A 20,313-nucleotide genomic window follows, 5' to 3' on the forward strand; every position below is an offset into this window, starting at 1 on the left:
GCGGGAAGCTGACAAGATCCGCTCCGTTTGGAAAGCATGCATATCACCCGATCTCATCCTGTTGAGACGGTTTTGTCTCCACGATGACTTTGGTCTTCGCCCACTCGTCGCCCAAACGGCGGCCACGCTCCGGTTTCTCCTCCCGGGTGAGCAGGATATACAACTCCACAAACGCAAACAGCGGGATGAGCAACGGGCCATTCCGGATCAGGGCCGTCTGCCAGTCACTTATCAAAGATTTCCCCTCCAACGTGACCGCCTGGATCTTCATCGCTTTTTTCCCGACGCTCTGGCCACCGAGAAACGGCAGGGAGTCCCGGATGACCAGATACGCGAATCCTCCCAACATCGCGACCTTGGTCGGGAGAAGGAGAGCCAGTAAAATCGTGATTCCCGTGGAAATCACTCCGTCGATGACCGCCGCGGTCGCGCGGGTGTTGAAATTCACCGCCCCCGTGGCCGATTCATCGCCGCCATCACTTTTGGTCTTCATGTTCACGCGCGTGCCCTCGCTTCCCGAAGGCAGGGGCGGTGGAGAGGAAACCGGGCCCGGATCCAATGGCGCGCGGGGAGGCGGCGGAGGAGGGTTGAGATTCGGCGGAGGTATCACGGGCTTGGGCAAACCTTGCGAACCACCCTCCGCTGCGTTTCCTGATTCATCATCCATAACCCAACGCATAGCACTCCTCCGGGAAAGGTCGAGGTGGATCGCCATGATGCACGGCGATTTTGGCAATTTTTCTCAACCGCCCGTTTCCCCCTGTGGCGCAGGTCTGATGAGATCGGGTTACGCCCGGCGTTCGCGGAGGTTTGTCATCACCAGATGCCTCACCACCGGAGCCTCCTCCCCCCGGTGAAATGCAAGCACCGCCAGTTCGACACGTTGGTCCTCCATGGTCACCCGCTCGTGCTGGCGTATGTGTTCCGCCCATGAGCCCACGAGAAACGTCTCCCGGTAGAGCGTCGCATCCTCAAGGTCGACAAACACCGAGCACCGGAACGCTCCGTCCCGCAGCCGGATCTCCCTCAGGTGGAACATCGCCGCCCGGAAGGCGGACGCCTCCTCCGGGTCGATGTGATACTCGATGGTGACCAGGATCGGCCCGTCATCCGGCGCGGGTTCATTGGCAAGCGCGTGGCCATTCCAATGGTCCGAAGGCCTCAAATCCAGATTCTCCACATGACTGATCGGCAGCAGGCGGCTCAGGATCCCGCTGACCACCAAACACGCCGCCGCCACACCGAGCGCCGTCTGGGCGTTGAAATGACCGGAAATCTGCCCCCATACGACCGCTCCCAACGCCGCGGAACCCTGCATCACCACCAGATAGATCGCCGAACTCCGGGCGCGGACCCAGTTGGGAAACGCGCTTTGCGAAGCGACGCTGAAGGTGTTCATCCCCGTCAGCCACGCGCCCCCGGCAAGAACCAGCACCATGCCCAACAGGATTTTTCCTGGCACGAAGGCGACCAGCATCGCGGCCAGCGCGGATGCCAGACTCCCTCCCAACAGGACCTGGTCGTAGGAAAATCTCGCCCGCAGCCGGTGCATGACAAAGATGGCCGAGAGGATCGCGCCCGAACCATAGCACCCCATCATCAAGCCGAAATCCGACGCGTTCCAACCCCGCGAATGCACGATGATGGGCAGTAGAACGACCGGAGCCACCGCCGCGAAAATGTGCACGCCTCCCCGCGCCAGCACCGATTGCATGGGAGAGGAATGACTTACGTAGCGGATCGCCGCCGCCATCGCTCCCAGCATCTGCTCGCGCTGTGCGCTTCGCGGGGTGGCGATGTAGTTGCCGGTGTTCATCACCACGATCACCGCCACGAACGACAACGCGTTCAATGCGAAAACCGGTGCCGGGCCAAACGACGCCAGCAACAGTCCACCCGCGATGGGCCCCAGCGCCCGCGCGATGTTGTAGCCCACGCCGTTCAAGGCAATGGCCGGAGCGAGTTGTGGCCTGCCGACGATTTCCGGGATGAGAGCCTGCCATGCCGGGGTGGTGAACGCCGCCGCCACCCCGAGCAGGAACGTCGCCAGCAACAGCAGGGACTGGTTCAACATTGCGATCCATACCATGACCGCCATGCCCAGGGCTGTGAGCAGGGCCCCCGCCTGTGCGAAAAGAATGAGCCGCCTCCGGTTCACCAGATCCGCGAGAGCACCCGCCGGCAGGGCGAAGAGAAACAGCGGCAGACTCGACATCGCCTGCATCAGCGAGACCATCGTCGGAGATCCGGTCAGTGTCGTCATCGTCCACACCGCCGCCGTGTCATTCATCGTGGTGCCGATGTTCGAGACGATGCTCCCCAGCCAAAGCGCCCTGAACAATGGCAATCGCAGCGGTGACTGAACCTCGGGCATCCGATCAATCTGGAAGCAATCTCCCGCCCTGTCCAGACGTAGCACCGGCGTTCCGGACGGATTGGCAGGCGAAGACCGGCTCCCGCCGACGCCTCAAATTTCCACAAAAAAACGCCGCCCGGAACAAGTCCGGACGGCGTGATGATGTTTCGTGATATCGCTTCAGGATCAGGCAGCCTTGGAAGCTTTTGCTTCGAGGGCTTTCTTGGCCTGCGCGATGATGGCGGAGAAGGCTGCGGCATCGTTGACGGCGAGATCCGAGAGGATCTTGCGGTCGGCTTCGATACCGGCGGCTTTCAGGCCTTCGATGAAGCGCGAGTAGGTCAGATCCTCGTTGCGGCAGGCAGCGTTGATACGCTGGGTCCACAGACGGCGGAACTGGCCCTTGCGGCGCTTCCGGTCGCGATATTCATACGTCATCGCCTTGCGGACTGCGTCCTTGGCGTAACGGAAGAGTTTCGAGCGGAAACCGCGGAAACCCTTGGCACGGAGCAACGTCCGCTTGCGGCGGGCGCGGCTGGCCGGTGAGTTGGTGGCACGTGGCATTTAGTTTATTTCAGTTTGAACAGACCGTTGTTTTCATTTCCTTCCACAGTCTCGACTGTTCTTGTCTCCCTCGCGGGATCAGGCTGTGTAAAGGCCGTCCGATTCGCGGACGGGGGCGTATTTCGTTGCTACGATCTCGATCAATGGGAGAAAGGAAGATTCTCTCTGACGTTACGAAGGTCAGCGTCAGAGACGAGAGCAGCTTGCCCAAGACGACGCTTGCGCTTGCTGTTCTTGCCTTGCAACAAGTGGCGGGCCCCTTGTTTGCGACGTAGAATTTTCCCTGTTCCAGTGACTTTGAAACGCTTGGCAACGGCTTTCCGTGTTTTTGCTTTTCCTCCGACTCTTGGCATGGGACGGGCAAGCTAGGGATCGGCGCCGCCTTGGCAAGGGAAAAGTGGGGAATTCTCCTCATTCTCGAACCAAAGGATTGGAGCCACCTTCATTCATTACAATTGCGGACCTCAAACAGGGGCGAAAAGCAGCGCGTTTCCATCTGGCCATCGTTCTGCATTTCTTCCGCCAAGTGGTCGGGTTCCTCAATACAAAGAATACCTGATGACGGCTTTGGCGAAATCGTCAATTTCCTTGCCATTGATTCCACTGTTGTCAGCCGCAGTCGGAGCGGGAATCCTGATCTTCCTCTCGAACAACGCCTCAATCTTTCCTTTTTGGGAATCGCTGATGTCGAAATTGACGACAGTGTTGTCTCTCCTCGCCAGAATAGCGGTGGCCAGTTTGCTCAGCAACCCATAGGCCTGAAGCTCATCCATTTTTTCGAAACCACTGCGCGTGAGCAACTCCGATATTTTTTCCTGCGAGTCTACCGCCACATTCAGCACGTGCTGGTCGGGCAGGGATTGCTTTGGAAGGATCGACTTGATCGCGATGATTTCGCCGCTTTCCTTCACCACAAAAACAACTCCGCGGAAATTCTGTTTCGAATCGGCCTCAAATCCTTGGGGGCCGACTTCATACTTCCAGAATACAACCCCCGTCAGATCCGTTTCAATATCGGACATCGTAAAGCCTTTAAAACCTTTGTTGATCATGCCTCTGGTCAAATCAACCGCCTCGGCTCCGGCCAAACCCGAAAGATCAGGAACCACTTCGGCAACCGGATCGGCAAACAAAAGGGAATTCAAAACAAGGCAGAGAAGGCAACTCGATTTGAGGGAGCTTTTCATAAATTCTGTGCCCGGTATAGTATGCCCGGGTTTCGGGGCTTGGTCAACAGATCCCGCCATATCAACAAACATAAAGCCGGTTCAAGTGCGGATGAGAGCCATACCCCGCCATTATCACCATCGGCTAGCCAACTCCGCGATTGGAACCAGCGGCGTAATTTGTAATTCATTTCCCGCGGGAGACCTCTAGCCTGCGGTCATGACAAGCCGGACGGATGCCCTGACTCCCACGCCCCGCAGCCGCTGGGCGCTGGGATTGCTGATGTTCCTGCTCGGCGGCTGCGGACTGGCCTACGAATACACCCTGAGCAAGATCGCATCGGATCTGTTGGGAAATTCCGTGCAACAGTGGGCGACGATGATCGCCACGATGCTCTTCGCGATGGGCATGGGGGCGGATTTCCAAAAACACACGCCGGCGGACCGGTTGGCGGACCGCCTCATCAGCTCGCAGATCGCCCTGGCGGTGCTGGGAGGATTCGGCCCGCTGATCATGATCCACGGCTTCGCGCTGCTGCCGCAGCTTTACATCATCATCCAGTACGCGCTGGCCTTCACCGTCGGCTTGCTCATCGGTTACGAAATCCCTCTGGTCATGCGGATCAACGAGGAGTCCGAACCGGACATGCGGTTCAATCTCGCCCAGGTCCTGAAAATGGACTACGTCGGCGCGCTGGTGGGAGCCCTGCTGTGGACCTTCCTGCTGGTGCGTTACCTGAGCATCGAGCGCATCAGCTTCATCGTCGCACTGGCGACCATCGCCTCCTCGGTGCTGTGTTATTTCCTCTATCGAAGACGGCTATCCGGGCCACGCGCCCGGGTATGCGAAATCGCCGGTGCCACGGTGCTGGTCACGCTGGGCTTTGTTTTCGGACGCGGTCTCACGCTCCGGGCGGAACAATTCCTCTACCGCGATCCCATCGTCACCTCGCTGACAACCCCGTTCCAACACGTCGTCCTCACCCAGAACCGCAGCGGAAACCTGCGCTGCTACATCAACGGCCACCTCCAGTTCAACGAGGCGGACGAGCAGATCTACCATGAAAACCTCGTCCATCCCGCCATGCACATCGCCCCGAGGCGGGAAAAAATCCTCATCCTCGGCGGCGGGGATGGCCTCGCCTTGCGTGAGGTCCTGAAATACCCGGAGGTCCGCGAGGTCACCCTGGTGGATCTGGACCCGATGATGACCGATCTGGCCACGAACGATCCGCACCTCGTGCGGATGAACGGCGGCAGCTTGTCCGATCCACGGGTCACGCGGAGGGCGGCGACCGGGATCAATCCGGGAGTGGAGTACCGGGCGGCGCAAACCAGCCAATACGAGCTGTTTCCCACCGAGACCCATGAGATCGCGACACTCCACGTCATCAATCTGGACGCCGCCGAGTTCGTGAAGACCATGGATTCCGGGCATGACGTCGTGTTCATGGATTTTCCCGATCCAAACTCGCCGGACCTTGCCAAGCTTTATGGCCGCCCGTTCTACGACCATCTGAGGAACCGGCTCAATCCCGGAGCCGTGATCGTCCAGCAATCCGGCGGCTGCTTCCAAGCCCGCGAGGCGTTCCTCTGCATCGGCCGCACCCTCCAGGCCGCCGGATTCAACGCGGTGCCCTACCACGACAATGTCCCCTCATTCGGAGAATGGGGCTGGTGGATCGCCACCATGGGAAGATCCGCGGAGCAAACCCGGAACGCACTCGGCGGTCTCGGGAAATTGCAGGTGCCCACCCGCTACCTCACGCCCGAACTGGTATCGGCATCCCTTGCGTTTGGAAAAAACGACCTCTTTTCCAATCATCAGGATTTTACTTCTCTGACAGAACCACGCGTCTATCACTATCACCTCCAAGGTTGGAACATCGAAGAAACCCCATGAACTCCCTGACAAAAATCGGCGTCGGCATTTTCGCCATCATCATCGCGTTTTCGATGATGTCACAGTGCGGCAGGAAAAATCCGGCCCAGGAGGCCCGTGTCACCCAATCCAATCCGGCCGCGGTTGAGAAAACAACCGAAGTGGTCCTCAAGGAATACTCAAAAGGCCTCAATCTCGATGCCGTCACGCTTCTCGCGAAGAAAGCGAAGGACGCCGCCGACTTCGAACTCCTGCTCAACACCCAGTCGGAAGGCGTCAACAACCTCGACCTCAATGACGACAAGAAGGTCGATTACATCAAGGTCAGCGAATATGGCAGCGGAGACCAGCGTGGATTCTCCCTCACCACCGAACTCGAACCCGGCAAGGTCCAGGAGATCGCCACCATCGAGATCAAGCGCGAGGCCGACAAGGCCACCGTGCAAACCACCGGAAATCCTTCCCTCTACGGCCCCGCTCAATACCATCACTCCAGCTTCGGACTCACCGACATGCTGCTCATGGGCTGGTTGTTTTCCTCCAACCGGCCTTCATACAGCTCGCCTTATGGCTATGGAAACTACCCGCCGTCCTATGGCGGCGGTTGGAACCGCCAGGCACCGGACAGTTACGAGGGCACCATGAAATCGCGCACGGCCGGATCCACCATCCGAACATCGAAGCAGTCAGTCATCCAGCAGCCCGCCGTTTCGCCGAACGCGGAAAAGATCGCGGCGAAGTCACGCGCCCTCGCGAATCCGACCCAATCGCAGCGCTCGTTCGGAAGCCCTTCGGGCAGCACGTCCGGCAGCCAGCGCACCAGCGGCACTGCCTCCAACAGCAGACCCGGCACTTCATCAAACACTTCTACCGCTCCGAGCAGACCCACCTCCTCCTTCAAGCCTGCCGCTCCCAGCCGTCCCAGTTCTTCCGGTGGCTTCGGGCGTTCCAGCAGTTCCGGCTCCTCCCGCAGCGGCGGATTCTCCCGTGGTGGCAAATAAACCCAAATCCCATATCCCGTGAACGAACATTTCCAAGTCTGGTTCGACACCTCCTCCGTTGTCGGAATCTTCACATCTCCCGCCATCCTTTACTTCGCCGTGGGATTGCTGCTCGTCCTGCTGGCCAAGCCGGTCAAGGGCCTGACCACCCGTTATCACCTCAGTGACGAACTGACAAAACACGACAACAAGGCTGTCGGAGTCGCAACCGCTGGTTATATCTTCGGCGTGCTCACCCTCATCCGTGGCGTGCTGATTTCGGGAGGAAATCCTGCCAGCTCACTCGGGCGGGATTTGTTATCTGTCGCGCTCTGGACCGTTATCTCCCTTTCCCTGCTGCTCGCATCGGCATGGATCAACCGGAAGTTCTTGCTTAACCAGTTCGAGGTTCACAAGGAGCTCATCACGGACCGCAACGTCGGCACCGGTGCGGTTCTGGCAGGCACCTACATCGGCACCGCCTTCATGATCTCGGCCTCCATCAGCGGCACCACCGGCGGCGGACTTGGCATGGAAATCCTCGATACCCTCGTTTACTTCGTCATCGGCCAGCTCGGGTTCATCCTGCTCGGAGCCATCTACCAACGCACCTGCGGTTATGACATCCACGGGGAGATCGAACGCGACAACGAAGGCGCTGGACTCGCATTCGGAGCCACGCTCATCGCGCTCGCCATCCTCATTTCCGGGCAGATCCGCCGTGACGACTCGCTCGTCGCGCTCGCGGTGTGGATTCCCATCTCCCTTTTCGTCCTGCTCGGCAGCCGCTGGCTGGTGGATCTCGTGGTCCTGCCGGACGCACGCATCCATGATGAAATCGCACGCGACAGGAACTGGGGTGTGGCTCTCATCGAGGGAGCCGCCGCCATCGGAGTCGCACTGTTGCTGGACGCATCGTTTTCCTGAACACCAAGACCATGTCCGACGATTACGTAGACGAACCCTGGACCGCTTCCGACGAGCAGAGACTCCGCTTCGCCGGTTTGTTCCTGTTGGAATACATGATCAACCATCCCCAGATCTTCCAGGTCTGGCTGGAGCGGGATGACGCGGACCTGGAGCCCATCCTCGAATGGCTGCTGGTGAAGGAGTGGATCCTCATCCGCGAGGGCAAGGACTACGTGCCATCCGAGGAGGGAAGGAATGTCATCAAGCGTTTCATGGAACGCTACGCCCGCTTCGTCTATTTTTTCGATGTCTTCTCCGGAGTCGATCTGGGTGCCGGGGAATTCGCGTTCGCCAAATATTTTGAAATCCTCGATGAACAGGAATGGCTGGACCACCTGCACGACGAACGTTTCCAGGATGTCCGCATCGCCATCGCCGAACACCTCGGCATCGATGCGGTGGAAATCGTCTTCATGAGCTTCATCCGCGAGGACCGCTTCGGCCGCGACGCCGCGGGCTGGCAGTTCGACCTGCTGCTGGGCAGCGTGTGGGACGAGATCCTCGGCGTCTGCAATGAAGCCATCGACCTCCACGAACTCGGCTACCAGGACGGAGACCGCTGGATCGAAGGCCCGGTCGTGGCCGAGGACATCCTCCAGCAAGGCGGTGCGCTGCTGGGAAAACTGCTGGCCCGCGCCGAAGGCGAGCTCCAGGGCAAAGGCCCCTCCCCCTCCGGTGGAAACGAAGCGGACCGCGTCGTCGCGCCCGTCACCTTCCCACCCGCATCTGACTTTGATTTCGCCAACTACATCGAACCCGCAAACCGTGACCGCTTCTGGGAAGACAATTGGGACTCCGACAGATGATCCTGCTGCTCATCCGCCGCTGGTCCTGCCAACGCCACAAGCCGGTCGTGCGCGTGGGCACGGCGTTGCTCATCGCGCTGGCCCTCAATCTCATCTTCGGCGCGGCCTTCCTGACCGCCGAATCCGGCAGGCAGCCGGAGCTGGGGTTCTGGGACTCGGTGTGGTGGTCCATGGTCACCATGACCACGGTCGGCTATGGCGACTTCTTCCCGAAAACCTTCTTCGGCCGGTTCTTCGTCGCCTACCCCTGCATGCTGCTGGGGATCGGCCTCATCGGCTACTCGCTCGGCGTCATCGTCGAAACCCTGATGGAAAGATTCAACAAACGCCGGAAGGGCACCGCGACCATGCACTTTGAAAACCATCTCGTCATCTGCCAGTGCCCGTCCGTTTCGCGGGTCATCCAGCTCGTCGAGCAGTTCCGCACCGCCCATGCCGACCCACAGCGTCCGGCGGTCTGTGTCACCAACCAGCTCGACGAACTGCCCTTGGAATTCCGCGAGAAATCCATCCACTTCGTCAAGGGACTGCCGACATCCGAAGAAACCCTGCTTCGGGCCGGAGTCGCCAACGCCACAGGGGTCATCATCCTCGCCCGCGACATCAGCGACGAAGGCAGCGATGCAGAAAGCTTCACGGCGGGCACCCTGGTAAGACTCATCGAAGAAAGCGGGACACGCTCCATCTCCGTCGTGATCGAACTCGCCCGCCGGCAGAACCTGCGCATGATGGAGCGCGCTGGTGCCGACGGCATCGTGCCGGCGGAGGGCATCACCGACATGCTGCTTACCCAGGAGATGTTCAACCCGGGCCTCCGTCACGTCGTCGAAAACCTGGCGACCCACGACACTGGTTGCGAATTCTACATCGTCCCCCACCGCTTCGGCGGGCGCGCCCTGCGGGAAATCCAGAGGGCTGCCCTGGACCATCCGTCGAATCTGCAGATCGTCGGGGTGCTTCGGGATGGAGCCGCCCTGATGACTCCCGACAAATCCTTCCGCCTCGGAGCCACCGACAAACTCATCCTCCTCGCGGAAAAGCGCGCCGACTACGACGCGTTCGAAACCACCCATCTCAACAACCACCCACAACCTCCAACCGAATGAAACCAATCCAGATCAAGCTCCAGCGCGACGAAGAACTCCCGCGCTTCCTCGAAGCGAACGGCTTCACCGTCGAAGCGCTTTCAAACGATGTCTACCGCGTCGACCGCGAGAACGAACTCCCCGTCTTCCTCAAGGTGGACGAGAAGCAGATCTACTTCGAGGTGGACCTCGGAAACATCGACGCCATCATCACCCAGGAACTCTTGCTGTCCCTTCTCGCTCTTAACACCGAGATCCTTCCTGTCAGCGCGGGACTGGACACCAGCAACCCCGCCGACCGCCGCCTCGTCCTCGTGGAAAGCCGCGAGACCGGCGACCTGAACGACCAGGAACTCCTCGCCGTGTTCGACGCGCTCGAACTCGCCGTGGACCGCGTCACCGAACTCCTCAGCCCATCCATCAACTCCTAACATCCCTTCATCATGAGCATTTTCTCACGCATCTTCAAGATCGGCCAGGCCTCCGCGAACAAGGTGGTCGAAAAATTTGAAAAACCCGAGCTCATGCTCGAACAGGCGATCGCCGACAAGGAAAAGCAGATCCGCGAGGTGAAGCAATCCGTCCAGCAGGTCATCGCCACCGAGCGTCAGAGCAAGGCCCAGCTTGAAAAGGAAAAGGCCGAGAAATTCCAGTGGGAACAGAAGGCGGAAGCCGCCATGCGCGCGGGCCGCGAGGATCTCGCGGTGAAGGCCCTCGAACGGGCCAGCGAGCACGAGTCCCGCGCGGCTTCCCTGGAACCCGTCTGGCAGGGGCAGCAATCCTCCGTCGCCGAACTGAAGCAGGAGGTCATCAAGATGGAGGCCGAGGTCGCCGAATACCGCCGGAACAAGGACTTCATCATCGCCCAGAGCAAGGCCGCGCAGGTCAAGAAGGACATCTACGAGGCCAAGGCCCGCATGACGACCAACCGCAGCCCGGACGACCTGATGGCACGCATGAAGGCCAAGGCCGAGCGCCAGGGCTACGAAGCCGACGCCGCCAAGGAAATGGCCGACAATTCCGGTTCCACCCGCCTCGAGGATGAATTCAAGTCCCTCGGTTCCAGCGCGGCGAATCCCGACGTCCAGTCCAAATTGGACGCTCTCAAGGCCAAGCTCGGCACTACCACGCCAGGCTGATGTTCGCTTGAAAAGTGATCATGGGCAAAACAACCAAAATAGCGATTTTCACCGCCTTGACGTTGTCGGTTATTCCGATAATACGGTTTCAGGCTCGCTATGATGTTGAGGTGAACTGGTCATTTCGGGAAGCCACGCCGACCAATCACACCATTTCGCTTCAAGGCAGAACCTTCACAGTTCCTGCTGGCCAATCCGTTCGGCAGATTCACCAGTTAAAGGGTGGAGGCTGGGCGGCATTGACCTACTTTGTCGTCGGATGGAGATTTCCGGATCAACAACTTGTTGTTGATGGCAGAGAGACGCCTCTCAACCGCATGCACATATCCAACAAAAAGGGAACCCTGCGCATCCTTGGAATGGGACTTTCACCCGCGATGAATTCACAGATCACGCTGGAAAATCAAAATTAAGCCGCATTGCCATCATGATCAAATATCATCCCGAATCCTGCCCTCCGCCAGTCTTGGATACAAGGTTGGCGGAGCCCGGCCCCACCCCACCCGCAGGGCGGCACGTCCTGGCAGAACTCACAGGCTGCCCGCCGGAGGTGCTCAACGACGTCCGTGCCTTGGAAACCTGCTTCCGCGACTGCGCGGAAAAGGGCGGGGCCACGCTCGTTTCCTCACACTTCCACCACTTCACCCCGCAAGGGGTGAGTGGCGTGGTGGTGATCGCGGAAAGCCATCTCACCGTCCACACTTGGCCGGAACACGGCTACGCGGCGGTGGATGTCTTCACCTGCGGCCGCCCGGAAATCGCGGAAGCCGTCATGTCCCTGCTCATCGCCTCCCTCTCCGCCGGAACCGTCAACCGCACCTCCTTCCACCGGGGCCCTCACGCCGTCCCGACCGCGGTTTGATTCGTTTGATCGCAGATGGGTGCGGATGGACGCAGATGAAGGGGGCAATGATGAAAGTTTCGTTGGTTTTGAACTTATCAGCATCCTCTTCAACTGCGTCCATCCGCGTCCTTCGATGATTGAAAATCCAAAACCAAAGAAAGACGTTCCCTACCATCCGGCACGGCATTCCCACCATCGATTTCCCACATGTCAGAAATTCTAGCAGATCGCGCCAGCCGCGGAGTTCCCCCGGTCCGAAAATCCCTCATCGCGGAACACGGCTGCGAGGCGCTCGAACTCGATTACGAACTCAAGCTGGTTCTTTTCCTCACCGCCCGTATCGATGGTGAGACGAACCATGCCGAGAAACAATACACCGCCGCCGTAGGCAGGAAGTTGGACTGGTCCGCCGCACAGGACCGGATGCTGGAAGCCCGTGTGCTCGCACAGCCCGGCTACGATCTCTCCGCACTTCGCTTCGGCAGCCAACACCCGGCATGGGGAGAACAGTTGTTCCGCATCGCCGCCGGGACCGTCCTCGCGGACGGTGTGGTGAATCACGACGAACGTCTGTTCTTGGGCAACCTCGCCTTCCAGCTCCTCGGCGGCGACATGTCGCGCATGGAGCGGATCCTCGCATGGCTGGAATCCGGCGGGGAGGAACCCGCCGAGCCGGCCCCGGTCGAGGTGCCGAAGGAAGACCTCGAAACCTGCCTCGCCGAGCTGAACGCCCTTGCCGGACTCGCGAACGTCAAACAGGAGATCGAAAGCCTCGTCCGCTTTCTGGAAATCAACAAGGCCCGTGCCGCCCACGATCTGAAGGGGGCGGCGATGTCCCTGCACATGGTCTTTTCCGGAAACCCCGGCACAGGAAAAACCACCGTCGCACGCATCGTCTCGCGTATCTTCGCCGCGCTCGAGGTGCTGAAGAAGGGGCACCTCGTCGAAACCGACCGCCTCGGACTCGTCGGTCAATACGTGGGCCACACCGCGAAAAAAACCGACGACATCGTCCGCCAGGCGCTCGATGGAGTGTTGTTCGTGGATGAAGCCTACGCCCTCGTCTCCGGTGGCGAGAACGACTTCGGACGCGAAGCCATCGACACCCTCGTCAAGCGCATGGAAGACCACCGCGAACGGCTCATCGTCATCGCCGCCGGCTATCCGGACGACATGAAGCAGTTCATCGACACCAACCCCGGCCTTCAGTCCCGCTTCACCATCCACCTGAATTTCGAAGACTACACGGCCCCGGAGCTGGTCAACATCTTCAAGGGATTCTGCGAGAAAAACCAATACACCCTCGAAGCTTCCGCCGAAGCCGCGCTCGAAACCCGTATTGAGGAAGAACTCAAAACCGCGGGACGAGGATTCGGCAACGGCCGCCACATGCGCAACCTCTTCGAAAAGGCCATCCGCCGCCACGCCGTCCGCCTCACCCTCCGCAAGCGCGAGTGGACGAAGGAGGAACTCGCACAACTCACCTCCGAGGATCTCGGATGAGGCCGGAGGGTAGCACTACGGGCTACCCGGAAAACACACATCGCTTGCGAACAAAATATGCCGTGTTGCATACAAACGTCGGTTCCCCCATCCAATACGCCATTCCACTACGGGTAGCCCGTAGTGCTACCCTCCGGAAGACACGTTCGCAGCCCGCTCGCCTTCCCATAGGGAAAACTCCCCCTCCGTCAATTTAGCCTTAAAGGGATTGTTCCGGATATATCGGACCACATTGATGAAATGATCCGTATCGCGAATCATCGTATCCCTGTAATTCCGCTGCCAAATCGGCCCGCGGCGGATATATCTGGCGGAAACACTTTCCACGCCTCAATCAAATCCGGCAGCGGGACCAAGGGCATGAAAAGCAAGTGCACATGATTCGGCATGATCACCCACGCCTCGTGCCGCACGCGTTCGCCTTGGAAACGCATCAGCGACTCCGCCAGAGCATTCCTCGCGGCAAGGTCCTTCAGCAAACAGGAACCGCTCCCCTCGTCCAGCCACTTCTCGATCCGCCACGTGAACCGTTTCTCATACTCCCGCGCGACCTCCGCCGTCCATGGTTTGGGATGGGCGAGAATCCAGTCAGATCGTTGCTCTTTCCACATCCTCACCTTTTTCAAGGGCAGCGCGTCGCCCAATCTGAAAGTAACAAACTGCATGGCCTCGTTCTGCTGCCAGTGCGGAAGCTTGTCCCCGTGCTTTTGGATAAGACGTTCCGTTTTCAGATAATCGGAAGGCATCCGCGCATGATGAAAGGGAAGGAGGTTCCGTCAATACAGCCTTTCGGAAAACACGCGTCGCTTCCCCGCCAGCTCAAACGCCCCGCCCAAGTCGGAGGGTAGCACTACGGGCTACCCGTAATGGCAGGGCGTAAGGAGTGGGGTAACAGACGTTAGCATGCAACAGGACGTATTCCGTTCGCAAGCGACTTGTATTTTCCTGGTAGCCCGTAGTGCTACCCTCCGACTTCACCGCGAAACCGGAAAATACACCGAATAACGTTCCAGCCCGATCTTGTAGAACGGCACAAGTTCCTTTGATCCCAGCGTGGTCCGGATGGGATAACGGATTTCGTTCGCCGGAGATTTCCCCACAAGCGACAGCACGTCTGATTTCCCCGCATCCAGCGAAGGCACCTTCTCCACCGCCAGTTCCTCGCGTCCCAGTTGGATGAATGGCTGGCTGCCATCCGCATGGAAATCCGCGGGCTGCAACCCCTCCTTGCCCATTGCCGTCGCAAGCAGGATGGGTCCATGGAAAAATGACACATACTTTCCGCCAGGGGTGGACTCGGCTGTGAGACGTGGAGGAAGGTTGATCTTGAAAACATCGCCGTCATTCCAGGTCCGCCTGACGTCGATGAAGCCATCTCCGCCGACGTTCGGAACGGCGGACCTGTCATTCAGCTGCATCGCAAGCTTCGTCTTATCCGCCCAACCCGGACAGCGGATGGACAGGGTGAAGGACGTTGGATTCGAGACCTTGATCGAGAACCGGATGATTCCCTCGTTCGGAAAATCCGTCGTTTGACGGATCTCGACCGATTTTTCCCGCCACCGCACCTCGGACGGAATGAAGAGATTCACCAGCAACCTGTCCTTCTGCTCCGCATAGAGATAGGAACCGTATCGGGCATGGTTCTCCATGCCGCTGCCGACGCAGCACCAGAACGCGTCGAACGGAGTGGAGTACCGTTTGTAATGCCCGGGCCGTGTCGGTGTATAGTAGGCGAATCCTTTTTCCGGTGCCGGACCGATGGAGGTGAGGATGTGGTTGAAGAGCGCGCGCTCGATATAATCCAGGTATTTCCCTTGCGGCTTGTCCTCCTGAAGTTGTCGGGTTAGCTTGAGGAGATTGTAGGTGTTGCAGGTCTCCGGACCGCAGGGTTCCGTGAGTTTTTTCTCGTAGTCCTTGGGTGCGATGAAGGCTTCCCAGATGCTGTTCCCGCCGAACGCGAAAGTCTGATCCTGAATGACGGCGTCCCAAAAATTCACCGCCGCCCGATGCCACCGCTCTTCTCCAGTAGCTTCGTAGGTCCGTTGATATCCAACGAACATCGGAATCTCGGTATTCGCATGGTGCCCGTGGATCGCGGATCTTTCACCGCGTTCAAGGGCATCGAACATGGGGCGCCGGGTGAATTTTTCGGCAAGCGCGAGATAACGCGGCTCCTTGGTCACGGCGTGGAGATCGGCGAAGACTTCATTCGGCGCGCCGATCTCCTTCGCCGTCATGTCCCGCCACTGCTTCTCGTCCAACTTGGACGTGATGGTGGCGCACCAGTCGGCATAACGGATGAGCACGTCCCTGGCCTGGGTATTTCCACCGGTAAGCCACGCGTCGCGCAGTCCGGCCAACGTCTTGTGACCCACATACCATGGCAGCACATTGCTCAGGCGCAGCTCACCCCGGCCCAGCCGGGCGTACCAATCATCCGCCTCCCACTGCGAGGCGTAGAGCCCCCCATCCCCCCTGCTCTTCTGATACTCCGCCATCTCGTCCACGATATAGTCCACACGCCGCTTGATCCGCTCGTCCCCCGTGGCGGCGGACATCCACGCACAGGCGCTCAGATAATGCCCCACGATGCCGGAGCCGTTTTTCTCCCAGCCTCCGTAAAGCGGTCCCTTCGGCTTCAACCCCGCCGCCGCCCGCATCCCGGAAAGCAGGCGGTCCGGATCCAGCGAGAGCATGTAGTCCAGATCCCGTCCCTGGGCATCCAGAAACGGCCCATCCAGCAGGCGCACGTCGTCCACCGGTATCCCTGTCACCACCTTCACAGGCGGTTCCGCCGCAAAAGCCCAGGAAAACGATCCCGCCAACACCAATGTCCAGCCTCTCGCCATTTGTGCCCGGATCTTGGAAATACCGGCCCGCCCCGACAACGCCCCCAATCGGGTCGCATCGGAAGGGCTGCATCGAGGCGGTCGCTCCACTTCCCCAATCATTTCACCTCCTTTTCCTTGCCCGCATGGAGCCCGCCCCCCAACCTCCGCGCGTGGCGGAAGAATATATGGAAACTCCGATGAACGAACTGCTCCGGGCGCTCGACGCATCGGACGGCTCCGCCCTGCTTGCCGCCGCCGAGGACATCCACTACGCGGACCTCGCACATCTCTACGAAAACCTCGACGACGAGAAACGCGACCTCCTCCTCAAGACCATCGGTCCGGAACTCGCCACCGACGTCGTGGCGGAACTCCCTTACCCTCTCATCGAGGGCGCGCTGAACCATTTCAAACCCGCCCAGCTCCGGGTGCTCTTGGGAAATCTCTCGGACGACGACCGCGTGGACGTCTTCCAGGTCGTCAGCGAGGAAGCCCAGGTGCGGTTCTTCAGCCTGCTCGGTCCGCGCGACAAGGAACTGACGCGGAACCTTCTCAAATACGAGGAAGACACCGCGGGTGGCCGGATGACCACCCATGTCGGCCGCATCACCGCGGACATGACGGTGAAACAAGCCATCACGGTGCTGCGCCGCGACCGCGAGGACGCGGAAACGCTGGCCCGCATCTTCGTGGTGGACGCACAAGGCCGCCTCGTCGGAAAAGTGAGACTGCGCGACCTCGCCTTCAGCACCTGGGACACCCCCATCCATGACATCATGGAAGAGGCGGACGAGACCATCCTCGCCTCCGCGGACCAGGAAGAAGCGGCGCGCATCCTTTCGAAATACGACCTCATCGTGCTCCCGGTGGTGGACGAATTCCACCACCTCCTGGGTGTCCTCACCTACGATGACGCGTTGGAAATTCTCCAGGAAGAGTCCACGGAGGACATCGAAAAACTCTCCGGTATCGGCGGTGAGCAGTCCGAGGTTTCCTACCTGAACACCAGCGTGGTGGAACAATACCAACGCCGCGTTTCATGGCTCATCGGCCTCGCGTTTCTGTCGGTGGTTTCGGGATATGTGATGTTCCGCTTCAGCGCGGTGTTGGAAAAGGCTTTCGTCCTCTCGCTCTTCCTGCCGATGGTCGTCGCGGCGGGCGGAAACTCCGGAGGCCAGGCCGCGACCATGGTGATCCGCGCGATGACCCTCGGTGAAATCAAGACGGGAAACGCCCTGCGCATCGCATGGAAAGAAGCCCGCACCGGAATCCTGCTGGGACTTACCTTGGGCGTGACAATGGCGGTTTTCATCAGTTTCATCCTTCCTCACATCCAGCGGGGAACGGGGGCGGATTTCGACTTCCTCCACCTCGCCTTCGCCGTGTCCAGCGCGCTGATCGTGCAGGTCTTGTCCGCCACCGTTCTCGGTGCGCTGCTCCCCATCTGTGCCCGGGCCATCAAGCTCGACCCCGCCGTGGTTTCAGCCCCCTCGCTTGCTTCCACGGTGGATATCTCGGGGATGATGATCTATTTCACCACCGTCGGCGCGATCCTGCATCTGCATTGAGTAGTCTCTAGAAGCCTCGATGGTCAGCCTCCGATCCCTAGGCCGATTCAGGCCTGCATCAGGCTCCGCCAGTAATCCAGCCGCTCCTTGATGCGCTTTTCCATGCCCTGATCCCCCGGGTGATAATAGATCCGCCCCTCGGGCAGATATGCCTGCGGCACATAGGCGCCCTCGTAGTCGTGCGCGTAGCGATAGACCATCGCTGCATCGTTCTCGCCTGAAGCGGCGGCGAGCTTCTTGCGGGTCTTGGTCCGCAGATGCACCGGAACCGCCAGCGTGCGCCCCTTTTCCACATCCTCCATCGCCTGCCCAAGAGCGGCGTAGGCGGTGTTGGATTTCGGAGCGGTGGCCAGGTAAACCGCCGCATGCGCCAGCGGGATCCGTCCTTCCGGCATGCCGATGAATTCGAACGCCTGATGCGCGTCCATCGCCACCCTCAACGCGTTGGAATCCGCCAGGCCGATGTCCTCCGAGGCGGAAATGACCAGCCGTCGCGAAATGAAACGCGGGTCCTCACCCGCGTGCAGCATCTTCGCCAACCAATACAGCGCCGCGTCCGGATCCGAACCACGGATGGATTTGATGAATGCGGAAATCGTGTCGTGATGGGCATCGCCATGCGCGTCATAAACCACCGCCTTGCGCTGGATGGATTCCTCCGCCACCGCCAGTGTAAGACGCACTTCGCCACCTTCCGGAGGGGTGGTGAGGATGGCGAGTTCCAGCGCGCTCAAGGCCCTCCTCACGTCGCCATCGGATTTCTCCGAGAGGTGTAGCAGCGCCTCCGGATCGGCTTTCACCAGATGCTCGCCCAGACCTCGTTCGGTGTCCGAAAGCGCCCTCTCCAGCACCCTCACCACGTCCTCCACCGGCACCGGTTCGAGCTGGAAAATCTGCGACCGCGAGACCAGCGGCGAGTTCACGTGGAAATAAGGATTGTGCGTCGTCGCGCCGATGAATCGGACCACGCCCCGCTCGATGTGCGGCAGCAGCACATCCTGCTGCGCCTTGTTGAAACGATGGATCTCATCAATGAACAGGATCGTCGTTTCTCCACGAAGATCGCGCCATGTCCTCGCCTGGTCGATCTTCGCACGGATTTCCGCCACATTCGATTCCACCCCGTTCAGCGACTCGAAACGCGAGCCGGTGGTCCGGGCGATCACGCTTGCCAGGGTCGTCTTGCCCGTGCCCGGCGGTCCGTAAAAAATCAGCGAGGTAAAGCGGTCCGATTCGATGGCCCGGCGCAGCAATTTACCCTCCGCCAAGATATGCCGCTGCCCCGCCACCTCATCAAGAGAACGCGGCCGCATGCGTGCGGCAAGCGGTTCTGCGGGATTCGGCTTGTCCGCACGGGCGGCGGGAGTGGTGAAAAGATCGGACACGGTGGAGTCGCGAGCAATCATCGACGCGATATCCGCCCCGTGCGAGCGGATATTTCACCGAGTCTCGGGCGGCAGGCAGGAGGGTAGCACTACGGGATATCCGTAATACCCGCACCAAACCGCAAAGTTCCCCTCCTCCCGACGTCCCTCTCACCCCCCCAAAGTTATGGCTCAACCGCCATCGCCCCGCTCCAAACCCGATTCGGAGAGTCCGTAGTGCTACCCTCCGATACGCCAACCTTCCTTGCTTGAAATCCTTCGAAAAACCTGTGCGTATCCGGGCAGATGAAATCCCTCACGCTCCTCACGTCCCTTGCCTGTGCTTCCACTCTCACTGCGGCGGACACGCTCACGGCGAAACGCGAGGGCAGCCAGGTGGTCATTCGCACCGGGGAAAAAGAAATCCTCCGCTATCAGGCCGAACCCGGCCCACTCCCGCGTCCCGAAATTCCAAAAAAATTCGAACGCGGCGGTTACATCCAGTCCATCCACACCCCGTCGGGACAGCTCGTCACGGACGATTTCCCCGCCGACCACTTCCACCACCACGGCGTCTGGAATCCATGGACGAAAACCGAATTCGAAGGCCGTCACCCGGACTTCTGGAACATGGGTGCTGAGACCGGAAAGGTCGAGTTTGTCGCTCTGGACGATGTTTGGCAGAAGGACGGCAAGGCTGGATTCACCGCCCGCCACCAGTTCGTGGACATGACCGCCAAACCATCCAAGGTCGCCCTGGCCGACACCTGGCGGATCACAGTTTCGCTCTCGGGCGGCAACCCTGTCATCGACTTCACCTCCACCCAAACCTGCGCCACCGGGTCCCCCCTCAAGCTTCCGGAATACCACTACGGCGGATTCGGATTCCGGGGGAACAAGGCATGGATCGACAAAAAGAACTGTGAGGTCCTCTCCTCCACAGGAATCAGCGATCGCCAGAAGCTCAATTCCTCCCGCGAGAAATGGTGCTGGATCGGCGGCAAGGTCGATGACAAGACCTGCGGCGTCACCATCCTCTGCCATCCGGAGAATTTCCGTTTCCCACAACCCGTCCGGATGAACCCTGACCAGCCTTTCTTCTGCTACGCTCCGCAGCAGATGGGCGGGATGGAGATCAAGCCGGGGGAAAAACACATCTCCCGCTACCGCCTTGTCATCGCGGATGGCAGGCCGGACGCGAAGGATGCGGAAAAGTGGTGGAAGGAGTATGCCAAGGACTGATCCTTCTTCAC

General features: G+C 59.9%; 20 protein-coding genes. 12 read left to right on the forward strand and 8 right to left on the reverse strand.

Annotated features, from left to right (window positions below; translation table 11 throughout):
- Positions 1–43: 43 nt before the first annotated feature.
- The 5 genes from JIN84_RS18810 to JIN84_RS18830 form a co-directional block, all read right to left on the reverse strand.
- Positions 44–493 (reverse strand): RDD family protein, encoded by a 450-nt coding sequence (locus JIN84_RS18810; RefSeq protein WP_200352612.1) that lies wholly within the window; start codon positions 491–493, stop codon positions 44–46.
- Positions 494–787: 294 nt separating this feature from the next.
- Positions 788–2,374, reverse strand: a complete 1,587-nt coding sequence (locus tag JIN84_RS18815) for an MFS transporter (RefSeq protein ID WP_200352613.1) — start codon at positions 2,372–2,374, stop codon at positions 788–790.
- A gap of 168 nt (positions 2,375–2,542) precedes the next feature.
- The gene (gene rplT, locus JIN84_RS18820; protein WP_200352614.1) at positions 2,543–2,920 is read right to left on the reverse strand and encodes a 50S ribosomal protein L20; all 378 of its coding nucleotides are present in this window, start codon (positions 2,918–2,920) and stop codon (positions 2,543–2,545) included.
- A gap of 140 nt (positions 2,921–3,060) precedes the next feature.
- Positions 3,061–3,273 (reverse strand): 50S ribosomal protein L35, encoded by a 213-nt coding sequence (rpmI, locus tag JIN84_RS18825; RefSeq protein WP_200352615.1) that lies wholly within the window; start codon positions 3,271–3,273, stop codon positions 3,061–3,063.
- A gap of 186 nt (positions 3,274–3,459) precedes the next feature.
- Positions 3,460–4,107 (reverse strand): hypothetical protein, encoded by a 648-nt coding sequence (locus JIN84_RS18830; protein ID WP_200352616.1) that lies wholly within the window; start codon positions 4,105–4,107, stop codon positions 3,460–3,462.
- A gap of 199 nt (positions 4,108–4,306) precedes the next feature.
- On the opposite strand from JIN84_RS18830, the gene JIN84_RS18835 reads away from it, so the two are divergent.
- The 10 genes from JIN84_RS18835 to JIN84_RS18880 all read left to right on the forward strand — a co-directional run bounded on the left by JIN84_RS18835 (position 4,307) and on the right by JIN84_RS18880 (position 13,294).
- Positions 4,307–5,989: a polyamine aminopropyltransferase gene (locus JIN84_RS18835; RefSeq protein WP_200352617.1), complete on the forward strand. Its 1,683-nt coding sequence runs from the start codon at positions 4,307–4,309 to the stop codon at positions 5,987–5,989.
- Positions 5,986–6,969: a hypothetical protein gene (locus tag JIN84_RS18840; RefSeq protein WP_200352618.1), complete on the forward strand. Its 984-nt coding sequence runs from the start codon at positions 5,986–5,988 to the stop codon at positions 6,967–6,969. Before JIN84_RS18835 ends, JIN84_RS18840 begins: the two co-directional genes overlap by 4 nt.
- An 18-nt stretch (positions 6,970–6,987) precedes the next feature.
- The gene (locus JIN84_RS23450) at positions 6,988–7,875 is read left to right on the forward strand and encodes a DUF350 domain-containing protein (RefSeq protein ID WP_200352619.1); all 888 of its coding nucleotides are present in this window, start codon (positions 6,988–6,990) and stop codon (positions 7,873–7,875) included.
- An 11-nt stretch (positions 7,876–7,886) separates the two neighbouring features.
- A complete protein-coding gene (locus tag JIN84_RS18850) occupies positions 7,887–8,723 on the forward strand; it encodes a hypothetical protein (RefSeq protein WP_200352620.1) in 837 nt (278 codons plus the stop codon).
- Entirely contained in the window at positions 8,720–9,829 is a 1,110-nt protein-coding gene (locus JIN84_RS18855) for a potassium channel family protein (RefSeq protein WP_200352621.1), read from the forward strand. Before JIN84_RS18850 ends, JIN84_RS18855 begins: the two co-directional genes overlap by 4 nt.
- Positions 9,826–10,239 (forward strand): CesT family type III secretion system chaperone, encoded by a 414-nt coding sequence (locus JIN84_RS18860; protein WP_200352622.1) that lies wholly within the window; start codon positions 9,826–9,828, stop codon positions 10,237–10,239. Before JIN84_RS18855 ends, JIN84_RS18860 begins: the two co-directional genes overlap by 4 nt.
- A 12-nt stretch (positions 10,240–10,251) precedes the next feature.
- A complete protein-coding gene (locus JIN84_RS18865) occupies positions 10,252–10,947 on the forward strand; it encodes a PspA/IM30 family protein (RefSeq protein ID WP_200352623.1) in 696 nt (231 codons plus the stop codon).
- A gap of 20 nt (positions 10,948–10,967) precedes the next feature.
- The gene (locus tag JIN84_RS18870) at positions 10,968–11,360 is read left to right on the forward strand and encodes a hypothetical protein (RefSeq protein ID WP_200352624.1); all 393 of its coding nucleotides are present in this window, start codon (positions 10,968–10,970) and stop codon (positions 11,358–11,360) included.
- A 53-nt stretch (positions 11,361–11,413) separates the two neighbouring features.
- Positions 11,414–11,809 carry an adenosylmethionine decarboxylase gene (gene speD / locus JIN84_RS18875; protein ID WP_200352625.1) on the forward strand — a complete coding sequence of 132 codons (396 nt, stop codon included), beginning with the start codon at positions 11,414–11,416 and terminating at the stop codon, positions 11,807–11,809.
- Between the two features lie 189 nt (positions 11,810–11,998).
- Positions 11,999–13,294, forward strand: coding sequence for an AAA family ATPase (locus tag JIN84_RS18880; protein ID WP_200352626.1), 1,296 nt, complete (start codon positions 11,999–12,001; stop codon positions 13,292–13,294).
- A 257-nt stretch (positions 13,295–13,551) separates the two neighbouring features.
- Here JIN84_RS18880 and JIN84_RS18885 read toward each other — a convergent pair whose 3' ends face one another.
- Both JIN84_RS18885 and JIN84_RS18890 read right to left on the reverse strand, forming a co-directional pair.
- Positions 13,552–14,040 carry a hypothetical protein gene (locus JIN84_RS18885; protein ID WP_200352627.1) on the reverse strand — a complete coding sequence of 163 codons (489 nt, stop codon included), beginning with the start codon at positions 14,038–14,040 and terminating at the stop codon, positions 13,552–13,554.
- Positions 14,041–14,268: 228 nt separating this feature from the next.
- On the reverse strand, positions 14,269–16,146 hold the full coding sequence (locus JIN84_RS18890) for a beta-L-arabinofuranosidase domain-containing protein (RefSeq protein WP_200352628.1): 1,878 nt from the start codon (positions 16,144–16,146) through the stop codon (positions 14,269–14,271).
- 179 nt (positions 16,147–16,325) lie between these two features.
- On the opposite strand from JIN84_RS18890, the gene mgtE reads away from it, so the two are divergent.
- Positions 16,326–17,696: a magnesium transporter gene (gene mgtE, locus JIN84_RS18895; RefSeq protein ID WP_234043566.1), complete on the forward strand. Its 1,371-nt coding sequence runs from the start codon at positions 16,326–16,328 to the stop codon at positions 17,694–17,696.
- Positions 17,697–17,743: 47 nt separating this feature from the next.
- Here the strand turns inward: mgtE and JIN84_RS18900 are convergent, their stop codons facing one another.
- The gene (locus JIN84_RS18900) at positions 17,744–19,102 is read right to left on the reverse strand and encodes a replication-associated recombination protein A (protein WP_200352630.1); all 1,359 of its coding nucleotides are present in this window, start codon (positions 19,100–19,102) and stop codon (positions 17,744–17,746) included.
- Between the two features lie 264 nt (positions 19,103–19,366).
- On the opposite strand from JIN84_RS18900, the gene JIN84_RS18905 reads away from it, so the two are divergent.
- Complete coding sequence (locus JIN84_RS18905) at positions 19,367–20,302, forward strand: DUF6807 domain-containing protein (protein ID WP_200352631.1); 936 nt, start codon at positions 19,367–19,369, stop codon at positions 20,300–20,302.
- Positions 20,303–20,313: the final 11 nt, after the last annotated feature.

This window comes from Luteolibacter yonseiensis (assembly GCF_016595465.1).
In the GTDB taxonomy this organism is placed as follows: Bacteria; Verrucomicrobiota; Verrucomicrobiia; order Verrucomicrobiales; family Akkermansiaceae; genus Luteolibacter; species Luteolibacter yonseiensis.